This window comes from Segeticoccus rhizosphaerae, from assembly GCF_005222685.1.
GTDB lineage: Bacteria > Actinomycetota > Actinomycetes > Actinomycetales > Dermatophilaceae > Segeticoccus > Segeticoccus rhizosphaerae.
The window spans coordinates 1-12,251 of sequence record NZ_SWMA01000059.1 but is presented as its reverse complement, the minus strand read 5'-3'; the positions used below and the strand labels follow the sequence as shown (position 1 = coordinate 12,251).

Here is a 12,251-nt window from a genome sequence, read left to right as displayed (position 1 = left end):
TTGCCGATGTCGCGGCCGATGTAGGTGCGCTGCGGGTCCAGGTGCTCCGCGTTGCGCTGGGTCAGGTAGTAGAGCGTCCCGCCCTTCTCCGAGCTGGTCGGGCCCTGGGCGCCGGTGCTACCAGCGGTGCTGCCCCCGGTGCTGCCTGCGGTGCTGCCACCACCGGTCCCACCGTTGTCGCTGCCACCTCCACAGGCGGCCGCGGTGAGGGCCACGGTGCTCGAGAGCGCCACGAGCAGCGCTCCCCTCGTTGTGCGCTTCATGCGCTCTCCTCTTTGCGGTTGCACTGCCCCTTGGTGGGGGCAGTGATCTCCTCCGCGGCGGTTGCCGTGGAGACGTGAGTGGGGATCCGTGCCGACATCACTAGTGCCGATCGGACTTGGGGTCGAGGGCGTCGCGCAGTCCGTCGCCGACGAGGTTGAACGCCAGCACGATGATGACCAGCAGTCCGCCCGGTGCCCAGAAGAACATCGGGTCGACCAGCAGGTAGTTGACCGAGTCGGTCAGCAGGCTACCCAGCGTCGGGGTCGGCGGGCGGATCCCGACGCCGAGGAAGGACAGTGTCGCCTCCGCAGCGATGTACTGGGGGAGGATCAAACTCATGTAGACCAGGATCGGCGCCCAGATGTTGGGCAGCAGCTCGGTGAACCAGATGCGAGGTCCCTTGGCGCCCAGCGACCGCGCGGCCTCGACGAATTCCCGCTCGCGGAGCGAGAGCACCTGGCCGCGGATGATGCGGGCGAAGTAGGGCCAGCCGAAGAAGCCCAGCACGATGATGACGTAGGCGAAGTCGACCGTGTTGCCATCGGGGACGCCCATCGCGGTGAGGCGGTCCTTGAGCGGCTGGGACAGCGCCAGCAGCATGAGCAACTGGGGAAAGGCGAGGACCAGGTCCATGAACCGGCCCAGCCCGGTGTCGACCCAGCCGCCTGAGAAGCCGGAGATGATGCCGACCACCGTGCCGATGAAGATGGCGATGAAGGTCGCGGACGCCGCGATGATGAACGACGAGGTCAGTCCGACGACGACACGGGACAGCAGGTCGCGCCCGGTCTGTGGCTCCACGCCCAGCCAGTGGTCGGAGCTGACGCCGCCGAGGTGACCGGTGGGCATCGAACCGATCCCCTGCACCAGGTCCGGGTGGCCGGAGTCGGGGTCGATGACACCGACAGCGTTGAGGATGGGTGCCGCGATGGCGAGCAGGATGAAGAAGACGAGGATGGCGAGACAGACCATCGAGACCTTGTCGCGGCGGAACCGCGACCGGGCTATCTGACCCGGGGAACGGCCAGCGATCGTGGTGTCGCGCTCTTCACCACCTATAGCGCTGTCGACGTCGAACTCACCGGCAGTAACCGTCATACGCGTGGCACCTCCATCCCAGGTCCAAGGGACTGGCCCGGACCGCCAACGACCGACTTTAACTCCCCTTTACCGGTTTCGTTGCGGTATGGGGTCGGGCTTCTCCCGATTGTGACCGTGCGCGTCACTCCGACCTCGCGGCGGAACGGGCTCGAGCAGCGGTGCGGGCCCGAGTCGCCTGGTCGAGGACTACCTTGCGGATCCTGACGGCGTCGGGCGTGACCTCCACGCACTCGTCCTCGCGGCAGAACTCCAGGGACTGCTCGAGGCTCATCATGCGTGGCGGCACCAGCCGCTCCAGCACGTCCGAGGTGGCCGAGCGCACGTTGGTCAGCTTCTTCTCCTTGCAGATGTTGACGTCCATGTCCTCCACGCGAGAGTTCTCACCGACGATCATGCCTTCGTAGACCTCGGTCGTGGGCTCGAGGAACATCGTCCCCCGCTCCTGCAGGTTGAACATCGCATAGGAGGTTGCCACACCCGTGCGGTCCGCGACAAGCGAGCCGTTCTGGCGAGTCTTGATCTCCCCGACCCACGGCTCGTAGCCCTCGAAGACGTGGTTGGCGATTCCCGTCCCCCTGGTGTCGGTCAGGAACTCCGTCCGGAAGCCGATCAACCCCCGCGAGGGCACGATGAACTCCATCCGGATCCACCCCGACCCGTGGTTGGTCATCTGCTCCATCCGGCCCTTGCGCACGGCCATGAGCTGGGTGATCGTGCCCAGGTGCTCCTCCGGCGCGTCGATCGTGAGCCGCTCGAAGGGCTCGTGGACCGAGCCGCCGACCAGCTTGGTGACGACCTGGGGCTTGCCGACCGTCAGCTCGTAGCCTTCCCGCCGCATCTGCTCCACCAGGATCGCGAGGGCGAGCTCACCGCGGCCCTGCACCTCCCACGCGTCCGGACGCTCCGTGGGCAGCACCCGGAGTGACACGTTGCCGACGAGCTCGCGGTCGAGGCGGTCCTTGACGAGGCGGGCCGTGACCTTGGCCCCCTTGACCCGGCCGGCGAGCGGCGAGGTGTTGGTGCCGATGGTCATCGAGATGGCAGGCTCGTCCACCGTGATGAGCGGCAGCGGGACGGGGTTGTCCGGATCGGCCAGGGTCTCGCCGATGGTGATCTCCGGGATCCCGGCCACGGCGATGATGTCACCCGGTCCGGCGCTCTGGGCGGGCTTGCGCTCGAGGGCCTCGGTCATGAGCAGCTCGGTGATCTTGACCTTCTCCTGGCTGCCGTCGTGGCGGCACCAGACCACCTGCTGGCCCTTGCTGATCGTGCCGTTGTGGACCCGGAGCAGTGCCAGTCGACCGAGGAAGTTGGAGGAGTCCAGGTTGGTGACGTGCGCCTGCAGGGGCGCCTCATCGTCATACGACGGGGGTGGGATGGTCCCGAGCAGGGTCTTGAAGAGTGGCTCGAGGTCCTCGCCGTCCGGCAGGGTGCCGCCCTCCGGTCGGTTCAGCGAGGCGCGCCCCGCCTTCGCGGAGGTGTAGACGATCGGGAAGTCGATCTGCTCCTCGGTCGCGTCGAGGTCGAGGAAGAGCTCGTAGGTGTCGTCCACCACCTCGGCGATGCGCGAGTCGGGGCGGTCGACCTTGTTGATGCACAGGATGACCGGCAGGTTCGCCGTGAGCGCCTTGCGCAGCACGAACCGGGTCTGGGGCAACGGCCCCTCGGAGGCGTCCACGAGCAGCACCACGCCGTCCACCATGGACAGCCCCCGCTCGACCTCGCCGCCGAAGTCGGCGTGACCCGGCGTGTCGATGATGTTGATCGTGACCCCGTCCGGCTGCCCCGCCTCCGCGGCAGAGGCTCCCGCGTAGTGGATCGCGGTGTTCTTGGCCAGGATCGTGATGCCCTTCTCCCGCTCCAGGTCCCCGGAGTCCATCGCGCGTTCGTCGACGTGGGCGTGTGCCCCGAATGCACCCGTCTGCCAGAGCATCTTGTCGACGAGCGTGGTCTTGCCGTGGTCGACGTGGGCAACGATGGCGACATTGCGGATGTCACCGCGGGTCTGCATGGGCATGGGGAGATTGTTGCAGCCGCGAAGGGGTGCTCTTGACCACCGCCGTTTCTGCCCCTCGCGAGGGGCAGCCGGCCACGGCGACTAGCGACCGGAGTGCGGGGCTGAGGGCAGCCATTCCTTCCTCGACAGGAGGATCCGCGTTTGCGAGGCTGAAGTCATGTCCAGGTTGCTGACCAATGAGGAGATCAACCGCCAGCTGGGCGATCTGCCCGGCTGGAAGAGGGATGGTGACGCTGTCACGGCGTCCTACGACGCGCCCGACTTCCCGAGCGCCATCCGGCTCGTGGCTGAGGTGGGCGACGTGGCCGAGGAGATGAACCACCATCCCGACATCGACATCCGCTGGAAGGTCACGACCTGGCGGCTGTCCACCCACTCCGAGGGTGGCCTGACGCAGCTGGACATCGAGCTCGCCCACCGGATCCGCCAGGCTGCGGACCGCCTCGGCGCGACCGCCGGAGACCACCACTGATGACCGTGGACGCCACCACGCCGCTCCACGACGAACCGCACGAGCAGGACTTCCACAACCGGCTCAACTGGCTGCGCGCCGGGGTCCTCGGTGCCAACGACGGGATCGTCTCCACCGCAGGCCTGGTCGTGGGCGTCGCCGGTGCCACGACGCAGCGTTCGGCCATCCTCATCGCCGGCGTGGCGGGGCTGGTGGCCGGGGCGATGAGCATGGCCGTGGGCGAGTACGTCTCCGTGAGTACCCAGCGGGACAGCGAGCAGTCGCTCCTCGACAAGGAGCGGCGCGAGCTGCACGAGACACCCGACGAGGAGCTGGACGAGCTCACCGGCCTGTATGTCGATCGTGGCCTCTCGCACGCACTCGCCCGTCAGGTCGCGCTGGAGCTGACCGAGCACGACGCCCTGGCCGCCCACGCCGAGGTGGAACTGGGCATCGACCCGGAAGCCCTCACCAACCCGTGGCACGCGGCGTGGGCCTCCTTCATCGCCTTCACCGCCGGAGCGCTGCTGCCGTTGCTCGCCATCACCCTGCCGGGAGCCAGCGTTCGGGTGGGGGTGACCTTCGTCGCCGTGCTGCTGGCCCTGGTCGGCACGGGATGGGTGAGCTCCCGGATGGGCGAGTCACCGCCGCGTCCGGCGATCGTGCGTAACGTGCTCGGGGGCGCCCTGGCGATGGCCGTCACCTTCGGCATCGGCAACCTGATCGGCCTGGCCGTCTGACTCGGCGCGTGGGCGTTGCTGGCGACCAGTACGCTCGACGCGTGACGTTGCGCTTCTTGGTGATCCAGCACGAGGACGAGTGCCCGCCGGAGTGGTTCGGCCAGTGGTGGGAGGAGGTCGGCGTCGAGTTGGACGTCGTCCTCGCCCACACGGGCGCAGCCGTCCCCCGCGACTTGGGCGAGCACGACGCTCTGGTGGTGCTCGGCGGCGAGATGGGCGCGAACGACGACGCGACCCACCGTTGGCTGACCCCGACCAAACGGCTCATCCGGACCGTCATCGAGGACGACCAGCCTTTCCTCGGCATTTGCCTCGGCCACCAGTTGGCGGCCGCGGCGCTCGGCGGCCTGGTCGAGGTGAACGCCTGCGGTCACGCGACGGGACTGACCCCCGTCTCGCTCACCGCGGACGGTCTCGCCGACCCGCTGCTGGGACCCGTGCCGCAGGGCTCCGAGGCGATCCAGTGGAACAACGACGTGGTGACGCGGCTGCCCGAAGGCGCCACCCGGCTGGCGACGGCGCCGGACGGGACCGTCCAAGCGGCCCGGTGGGGCGCCCGTGCATGGGGCGTGCAGTTCCACCCGGAGACGTCGGCGGCCCAGTTCCGGAGCTGGACGGTCGACAAGTCGTCCGCGGCGATCCCCCGCGAGGACGGCGTCGACGTCTTCGCCACGTCTGCGGCCGTCGACGCCGCGCAGGAGCGCCTACGCACCAACTGGCGGCCCCTGGCGGTCCGCTTCGCGGGGCTGGCGGCAACTCGCCTGGAGGCGGAGCCCGCCGCGGGCGGCTCCTGAGCGCGGTCTGGAGGGTGCGCTGCTGAGACGCTCGGCCTTGGCAGGCGCCCTCAGTCCTGCTGCGGGAGCAACTTCTCGACGGCCGCCACCAGGGCCAGGTCGTCCGGCTCGGTGCGCGGCTCGAACCGAGCGACCACGGTGCCGTCACCGTCGATGAGGAACTTCTCGAAGTTCCAGCGGATGTCGCCGGAGTGGCCGGTCGCGTCGGGGGTCGAGACGAGGCCCTCGTAGACGTCGTGCCGGCGCTCACCGTTGACCTCGATCTTCTCGGTCATCGGGAAGGTGACGGCGTAGTTGGTCGAGCAGAACTCGCGGATCTCCTCGGCGGTGCCCGGCTCCTGTGAGCCGAACTGGTTGCAGGGCAGACCCACGACAGAGAAGCCGCGCTCGGCATACTGCTGGTGCAGGCGCTCGAGCCCGGAGTACTGCGGGGTCATGCCGCACTGGCTGGCGACGTTGACCAGCAGGGCCGGCTTGGCGCCGGTCAGGTCACCGAGCGTCGCGGGCGTGCCGTCCAGTCGGGCGATGGGGGTGTCCAAGAGGCTCATGCCGACAGGCTCTCACGCGAGGCCGTTCGACGGGCTGGTGGGCGCTGTGCCGTCGGCCGCACGGCCAACCGGCGGTCAGCCGAGGACGCGCAGACGGATCGTCTCCGGGACGGCCTCGAGCTCGGCCACCACTTCCGGTGACAGCGGCGACCCGCTGTCGGTCACGGCATACCCGGTCTGACCCAGGGTCGCCAGCATCTGCCCCTCGATGTTGACGTCGTGCTTGGCGAGGACCTGGTTGATGTCGGCGAGCACGCCGGGGCGGTTGGTGTGGATGTGCGCCATCCGGTGCGCGTGGTCCTCCGGCCCCGGTGACAGCGGCGGGAGGTTGACCGAGAGGGAGGTGCCGGCGGTGCGGACGTAGTCGCGCAGCTTGGTCGCGACGAACCGGCCGATGTCCTCCTGCGCCTCCTCGGTGGAGCCGCCGACGTGCGGCGTGAGGATGACGTTGGGCAGTCCACGCAGGGGTGACTCGAACGACTCGCCCTTGCTCTTGGGCTCCTTCGGGAAGACGTCCACCGCCGCGCCGGCGATGTGGCCGGAGACCACGGCCTCCCGGAGGGCGTCGTAGTCCACCACGAACCCACGGGAGAGGTTGAGGAAGAGTGAGCGCGGGCGCATCCGGTCGAACTGCTCGGCGCCGAAGATCCCGGCGTTGCCCGACCGGCCGTCGACGTGAAGGGTCACCGTCTCGACCGTGTCCAACAACTCCTCGAGTGAGGAGCATCGTCGCGCGTTGCCGAGGGCGAGCTTGTCGTCAACGTCATAGAAATAGACCTGCATACCCAGCATCTCGGCCACGACGGACAGCTGCGAACCGATGTTGCCGTAGCCGACGATGCCGAGCTTGCGCCCGCGGATCTCGTGGCTGCCCGACGCCGACTTGTCCCAGACACCGTCGTGCAGGGCCTTGTCGCGGACGGTGAGCCGGCGAGCCATCGCGATGATGTCGGCGATGGCCAGCTCCACGACCGAGCGGGTGTTGGAGAAGGGCGCGTTGAAGGCCGCGATGCCACGGCCCGCAGCCGAGGCCAGGTCGATCTGGTTGGTGCCGATGCAGAACGCGCCGATGGCGGTGAGCTCGGGGCGGGCTGAGAGCACAGCCTCGGTGACCTCCGTCTTGGACCGGATCCCGAGCAGGTCGACCCCGTCGAGGGCCTCGATGAGCTCATGCTCGTCGAGGGCGCCCGAGACGTTTTCGACCTCGATGCCGGCGTCGCCGAGGATGGTCGTCGCGAGCGGGTGGATGTTCTCCAGCAGCAGGGCCTTCACGCCGTTCACTCTCTCACGCCGGCGGGCGCCGACAGCGGCCCCGGTCATCTGTCGAGATCCCCCCCCACGTCGGCCTCAGGTCGCTCCGTCGGTCGGGCGTTCCCTGGTGCGGGTTTGCTTCTGTTGCCCCGACCATGTGATCTTCGGGGGACGTGGTCGGTCTGACACGTCCCGTGGGTTCGCCCGGGTGCACCATGCTGCTGCTCGCGCCACGCCGGCGTGTTGGTCGACCGGCCGACACCGACGCGAGGAGGAACCGTGACGACCACCGCTCCCAGCCTGACCGACCTCTACCCCACCCGCCAGGGCGCGGCGCAGGTCCTGCGCCGTGGCGGTGACGTGGTCCACGGCCGGGCGGCCGACGGGCCGCTCGACCAGGCGGTCCTGACGCACTTCGCCGAGCGCGGCTACCTCACCATCGACCAGCTCGTCACGCCTGATGAGCTGAGGTCGTTGCAGGACGAGCTGCGCCGGCTGTCTGCGGACCCCGAGGTGCGGGCCGACGAGCGCACCATCATCGAGGCGAAGTCGCAGGAGGTCCGCAGCATCTTCGAGGTGCACCGCACCAGCGAGGTGTTCCGCCGGATCGCCCATGACCCCAAGGTCGTTCAGCGCGCCCGCCAGATCTTGGGCTCCGACGTCTACATCCACCAAAGCCGGGTCAACTTCAAGCCCGGCTTCGAGGGCAAGGAGTTCTCGTGGCACTCCGACTTCGAGACGTGGCACGCGGAGGACGGAATGCCCGAGCCTCGCGCGGTGAGCCTCTCGATCTCGTTGACGGACAACTACTCGTTCAACGGACCGCTGATGATCATGCCCGGATCCCACCGCGAATTCATCGCCTGCGCCGGCGCCACACCGGACGACAACTACAAGACCTCGTTGGTCATGCAGGGTGCCGGGACCCCGGACCGGGAGACGCTGACCGAGTTCGCCGACCGCTACGGGATCGACGTCCTCGAGGGCCGGGCCGGTGGCGCGATCATGTTCGACTCCAACTGCATGCACGCATCCAACGGCAACGTCACGCCCTTCTCACGGTCCAACATCTTCATCGTCTACAACAGCGTCGAGAACGCCTGCGTCGAGCCGTATGCCGCTCCGTCGCCGCGCCCGGCGTTCCTCGGCTCTCGAGACCACAGCCCACTGGGGTGACCTCTGGGCCGGTCTCGGCCCTGGCGTCCTGCACCGGTCGTCCCCGGGGCGTGCAACCGCGCAAGACGCCAGGCCGAGCGACCGCGAGCTGAGTCCTCGCCCGCCCGTCCCGGTCCTCTGCGTCAGCGACCGCCGGCGACGCGAAGCGTGGATCCGGTGACGTAGGACGCCGCATCGCTCATCAGCCAGGCAATGGCCTCGGCGATCTCCGACGGCTGCGCGGCACGGCCCAACGGGATGCTCGGCGCCAGCCGCTCGTTGCGTGCGGGTTCACCCGCGTCGGCGTGGATCCGCGTCTCCACGGCCCCGGGCGCGACACCGACGACCCGTATGCCGTCCGCGGCCACCTCGCGCGCCAGGCCGAGCGTCATCGCGTCGACGCCGGCCTTGGCCGCCGCGTAGTGCACGTACTCGCCGGGTGAACCCAGGGTCGCGGCGCCCGACGACACGTTGACCAGGACGCCTCCCCCGCCGCCTCGTGCCTGGGACATGGCCCGCACGGCAGCGCGAGCGACAAGCAGCGCCGCGGTCAGGTTGAGGTCGACCACCGCGCGGATGATGTCGACGGGAGTCTCGCCGAGGGCGCCGATGTGCAGGGTGGCGCCCGCGTTGTTGACCACGCCGGTCAACCGACCGTGGCGCGCGACGACGTCGAACAGGTGGTCCACGCCAGCCGGCTCGGTGAGATCCACCCGCACGGCGTGGGCGGCACGACCGAGAGCTCGGATCTTCGCCACGGTGGTCCCCGCGGCCTCGTCGTCGTGCGCGTAGCCGACCACCAGGTCGTGGCCCTCCTCGGCGAGCCGCGTGGCGGCTGCAGCGCCGATGCCGCGCGTGCCACCGGTGATCAGGGTCAGCCGTCCGTCCATGACACCCAGTGAACACTGGCGCTTCGCGCGACGCTGTCCCGGGCACGGAGCACCGAGCACCGAGCGCCGAGCCCCGGCTCGCAGCGGCCTACAGAGACCGCAGCACGCTGGTCAGCCGGACCGGCTCGGCTCCAGGATGCAGAACTCGTTGCCCGACGGGTCGTTCAGGACGGTCCACGGCAGGTCATCGCTGCCGATCTCGGCACTGCGGGCCCCCAGAGCCAAGGCGCGGGACACGAGGTCCTCGTCCCCGAGTTCGGCACGGACGTCGAGATGCAGTCGGTTCTTCCCCTGCTTGGGCTCGGGCTCGGGGCAGAACTCGAGGACCGGGCCACGGCCTGACGGGTGGCGAAGGGACGCTGGTGCCACACCGTCATACGACTGCCACCCGGTCAGCTCGGCCCAGAACGCGGCGTCCCGGTCGGGGTCGGCGCTGTCCAGTGGCAGCGCAGCGATGGGCCCGGTGTCGCGATAGGCCTCGCGCTGCTCCATCACGCAAAAGGCGTTGCCCTCCGGATCGACCAGCACTGTCCACGGGACGTCGCCCTGCCCGATGTCGACGCGCCGTGCCCCGAGGCCGAGGAGGCGCTGGACGTGGTGCTCCTGGTCCTTGTCGCCCCGCAGATCCAGGTGGAGCCGCGCAGGTGAGTCGGACGGCTCGGCGACGCGTTGCAGGCACAGGTCGAGGAAGAGGTCGTCGCCCAGGCTCATCCGGGCCTCGAACCCCTCCGGCTCGTCGGTCATGGGGCTCGCGTCGAGGGCCGCGGCCCAGAACGTGCCCAAGCGGTGCGGGTCGCGGGCGTCCCAGACGATGTTCTCCAGTCGCATGGCCCCTTCGTATCGAAGCGGTTGCCGGTCCTGCAAACGAGTTTGGAGCGGGGACGGCCCGCCGTATCGGAGCGGAGGGCGCTCAATCGGCGCTCGGGGGACGCTCGCCTTCGGTCGCTTGGTCCCACACGAGCGCGCCCTCGGCGGTGGCCCGCGCGCCCGCGCTCGGGCGGTGGGGCGTCAGGGCTCCGGAGTGCATCAGGTGGTGGACCGGGACGTCGTGGCCCAGGAGGACGACATCGCTGATGATGCGGCGGTGGCAGCGCCACCACACCGCCTCGGAGCACATCACCGCGGTGCGGGCTCGTGCCACATCGGCCAGCAGGTCAGGCATCGCTGCCCGGAAGTCGGGCGAGCGGGTCCACGCGGCGTAGGCGCGGAACGCCGCCACCTGCCACCAGCTGTCGGGCGACTTCGCCTCCTCCGCCGCGGTGAGACGTCGGCGGCCCCCCAGCCGCTCGTCCCAGCGATAGGCCACGCCGATCTCTTGCAACAGGTCGGGCACCTGTCCACGCGCGGCGGCTTCGTTGGACCGACTACCGGGAAATCGTCGGACGTCGAGCACGAGCTCGATGCTCGCGCCGCCCACCAACCGCGACAGCTCTTCCCGGGTCAGACGCCCGTGACCGAAGGTCAGCAGGCCGGCGGTCACCATGTGCGCATCCTGCCATCGCCTGGCCCCCGGGCAGCGGCCGCTGCCACGCCGGGCAGGTGCAGGACGAGGCGAAGGAGCACGGACTCAGGAGGCCAGTCGCCGCTGGAGGTTGGTCTCGAACACGCTGCGCGAAGACGGCGACCGGCCTCCAGCAAGTCGCAGCTGGCGGGCCCGTCGAGCCCCAGGCGAGGGCCGACCGGGAGGGGCCGGGGCGTGCGAGGAGTAGGTGTGGCCGGTCGGGGTGACCAGATCGACGACATGACGCGAGCCGAACCGCCTCGCCACCGGCGTGCTGTGCCAGCCCGGGAGGGCTTTGACGTAGTTGCAGGCCTCGCAGAGGCCTTGGCCGTTGTCGCGGCTGCTCTCGCCGCCTTCGTCGACACCGACCACGTGGTCCGCGTGTCGGATCAGCGCATCGCACCACGGGGTGCGACACGTCTGGTCGCGCAGCACAAGGAGCTTGCGCATCAGCGGACTGAACTCGCGGCGGTGGCGGTCCATCGACGCCAGCGCGCCATCGTGTGGGTCGGTGTGCAGCCGGCGCAGCCAGACCCTGGCGTCGCTGTTGCGCAGGAGCTCTCGTGCGACCGGTCCGGGCACGGGGCCGTAGCCGACCAAGTGGGCCGGCTGGTGGCTCCCGCCGAAGACCGAGTCCTCCCCCATCACCAGGTTGACCTCGATCGGAACGTCGCAGGCCGCACCCTGTCCGGTCAGCCGGCGCACGAGCTCGTCAGCCATGATCTGGCCGCGACCGCGGGGGTCGCCCGTCGCGCGGAGCCGGTCTGCCACGGCCTTGAGCGCGGCATAGGCCGCGACCCCCTGCTCAGCGGGCAGGAACGCGGTGAGGTTTGTCATGGTGTCGGGTGCGGGGCGCACGGTGACGCGGCGATCGGCCCGCGCGCCTCGGACACCGCGGAGCGCCGAGCCCGGGTCGAGTCGGTAGGCGCGCTCGCGAGCCTCGGCGGCAAGCCGCCGGTCACCGAGATCTGCGAGGTGGTCCGCCATCTCGGCGTCGACCTTCGCCCGGTCGTCACGGGACAACGTCGCCGTCTCACGCGCCATCAGCGTCGCGCGCCACTCGCTGAGATCCCCGCGTTCCAGGGCTGCCAGGGTGTGTGGCATCTCCATCGTGAGGACCTTGGCCAGACCGAGGTGCTGACGGCCCCGGAAGGCACTGTCGCGACGGGCGAGTGCAACCTGCGCGGAAACGCCTTTGCCCCTCCGCTCGCTCGGCACCCCTCGAGCCGCCTCGGCGTCGCGTTGGGCCTGGTCGAAACCGGCCGCCAAGCGTGCCTGCGCAGCCGCAGCAGCCGACTTCACCCGCTCCAGGGCAGTCAGTTGATCGATCATGGCCCGGCTCGACAGCCCTGCCGGGTCGACGCCGGCCAGGCGGCCGATCCAGGCAGCCAGCGCCTCTGCATCCGGAGCCGTGGTGGGCTCCGGATGCGGCGTCGCTGTCTCGTGGACCATGTCGTTGACCCTAGTACTACAGCCGCACTTATGGTGAGGCGCCGCGGCGGGCGTAGTGGCAGCGTTGGGCGCGGGCTTGATGTCGGC

At 69.7% G+C, this 12,251-nt stretch carries 12 protein-coding genes and 1 pseudogene; 4 read left to right on the top strand and 9 right to left on the bottom strand.

Translation table 11 applies throughout. From position 1 onward, the window contains the following. The 3 genes and pseudogenes from FCN22_RS20675 to typA all read right to left on the bottom strand — a co-directional run. Nucleotides 1-263, bottom strand: a pseudogene (locus FCN22_RS20675) (hypothetical protein); the annotation flags it as partial. A 100-nt stretch (nt 264-363) separates the two neighbouring features. After that, on the bottom strand, nt 364-1,362 hold the full coding sequence (locus FCN22_RS20670; RefSeq protein ID WP_137123452.1) for an ABC transporter permease: 999 nt from the start codon (nt 1,360-1,362) through the stop codon (nt 364-366). Nucleotides 1,363-1,486: 124 nt separating this feature from the next. Continuing rightward, nucleotides 1,487-3,382 (bottom strand): translational GTPase TypA, encoded by a 1,896-nt coding sequence (gene typA / locus FCN22_RS20665; protein WP_137123451.1) that lies wholly within the window; start codon nt 3,380-3,382, stop codon nt 1,487-1,489. A gap of 157 nt (nt 3,383-3,539) precedes the next feature. Here typA and FCN22_RS20660 point away from each other — a divergent pair, with 157 nt between their 5' ends. From FCN22_RS20660 to FCN22_RS20650, 3 genes are read left to right on the top strand one after another with little or no spacing between them, the layout of a single operon-like run. Next, nucleotides 3,540-3,854: a 4a-hydroxytetrahydrobiopterin dehydratase gene (locus tag FCN22_RS20660; protein WP_137123450.1), complete on the top strand. Its 315-nt coding sequence runs from the start codon at nt 3,540-3,542 to the stop codon at nt 3,852-3,854. Continuing rightward, complete coding sequence (locus FCN22_RS20655; RefSeq protein WP_137123449.1) at nt 3,854-4,573, top strand: VIT1/CCC1 transporter family protein; 720 nt, start codon at nt 3,854-3,856, stop codon at nt 4,571-4,573. Before FCN22_RS20660 ends, FCN22_RS20655 begins: the two co-directional genes overlap by 1 nt. Nucleotides 4,574-4,614: 41 nt before the next feature. Then, nucleotides 4,615-5,367 (top strand): type 1 glutamine amidotransferase, encoded by a 753-nt coding sequence (locus FCN22_RS20650; RefSeq protein WP_238384883.1) that lies wholly within the window; start codon nt 4,615-4,617, stop codon nt 5,365-5,367. A gap of 50 nt (nt 5,368-5,417) precedes the next feature. Here FCN22_RS20650 and FCN22_RS20645 read toward each other — a convergent pair whose 3' ends face one another. Further along, nucleotides 5,418-5,915, bottom strand: coding sequence for a glutathione peroxidase (locus FCN22_RS20645; protein ID WP_137123448.1), 498 nt, complete (start codon nt 5,913-5,915; stop codon nt 5,418-5,420). A 75-nt stretch (nt 5,916-5,990) separates the two neighbouring features. After that, nucleotides 5,991-7,187, bottom strand: coding sequence for a phosphoglycerate dehydrogenase (gene serA / locus FCN22_RS20640; RefSeq protein WP_238384882.1), 1,197 nt, complete (start codon nt 7,185-7,187; stop codon nt 5,991-5,993). 258 nt (nt 7,188-7,445) lie between these two features. On the opposite strand from serA, the gene thpD reads away from it, so the two are divergent. Then, a complete protein-coding gene (thpD, locus tag FCN22_RS20635; RefSeq protein ID WP_137123446.1) occupies nt 7,446-8,342 on the top strand; it encodes an ectoine hydroxylase in 897 nt (298 codons plus the stop codon). 122 nt (nt 8,343-8,464) lie between these two features. Here thpD and FCN22_RS20630 read toward each other — a convergent pair whose 3' ends face one another. From FCN22_RS20630 to FCN22_RS20615, 4 genes are all read right to left on the bottom strand, one after another. Beyond that, entirely contained in the window at nt 8,465-9,211 is a 747-nt protein-coding gene (locus FCN22_RS20630; RefSeq protein ID WP_137123445.1) for an SDR family oxidoreductase, read from the bottom strand. Nucleotides 9,212-9,322: 111 nt separating this feature from the next. Further along, nucleotides 9,323-10,039, bottom strand: coding sequence for a VOC family protein (locus FCN22_RS20625; protein ID WP_137123444.1), 717 nt, complete (start codon nt 10,037-10,039; stop codon nt 9,323-9,325). 82 nt (nt 10,040-10,121) lie between these two features. Beyond that, entirely contained in the window at nt 10,122-10,694 is a 573-nt protein-coding gene (locus FCN22_RS20620; protein WP_137123443.1) for a DUF488 domain-containing protein, read from the bottom strand. A gap of 84 nt (nt 10,695-10,778) precedes the next feature. After that, nucleotides 10,779-12,164 carry an HNH endonuclease gene (locus FCN22_RS20615; protein ID WP_202911723.1) on the bottom strand — a complete coding sequence of 462 codons (1,386 nt, stop codon included), beginning with the start codon at nt 12,162-12,164 and terminating at the stop codon, nt 10,779-10,781. Nucleotides 12,165-12,251 lie beyond the last annotated feature (87 nt).

What these genes read in the sequence shown, in the direction of transcription:
- FCN22_RS20630 (WP_137123445.1), bottom strand. Translation starts at nt 9,211, where the DNA reads ATGGACGGACGGCTGACCCTGATCACCGGTGGCACGCGCGGCATCGGC.
- FCN22_RS20625 (WP_137123444.1), bottom strand. Translation starts at nt 10,039, where the DNA reads ATGCGACTGGAGAACATCGTCTGGGACGCCCGCGACCCGCACCGCTTG.
- FCN22_RS20615 (WP_202911723.1), bottom strand. Translation starts at nt 12,164, where the DNA reads ATGGTCCACGAGACAGCGACGCCGCATCCGGAGCCCACCACGGCTCCG.
- FCN22_RS20670 (WP_137123452.1), bottom strand. Translation starts at nt 1,362, where the DNA reads ATGACGGTTACTGCCGGTGAGTTCGACGTCGACAGCGCTATAGGTGGT.
- FCN22_RS20620 (WP_137123443.1), bottom strand. Translation starts at nt 10,694, where the DNA reads ATGGTGACCGCCGGCCTGCTGACCTTCGGTCACGGGCGTCTGACCCGG.
- FCN22_RS20660 (WP_137123450.1), top strand. Translation starts at nt 3,540, where the DNA reads ATGTCCAGGTTGCTGACCAATGAGGAGATCAACCGCCAGCTGGGCGAT.
- FCN22_RS20645 (WP_137123448.1), bottom strand. Translation starts at nt 5,915, where the DNA reads ATGAGCCTCTTGGACACCCCCATCGCCCGACTGGACGGCACGCCCGCG.
- typA (WP_137123451.1), bottom strand. Translation starts at nt 3,382, where the DNA reads ATGCCCATGCAGACCCGCGGTGACATCCGCAATGTCGCCATCGTTGCC.
- FCN22_RS20655 (WP_137123449.1), top strand. Translation starts at nt 3,854, where the DNA reads ATGACCGTGGACGCCACCACGCCGCTCCACGACGAACCGCACGAGCAG.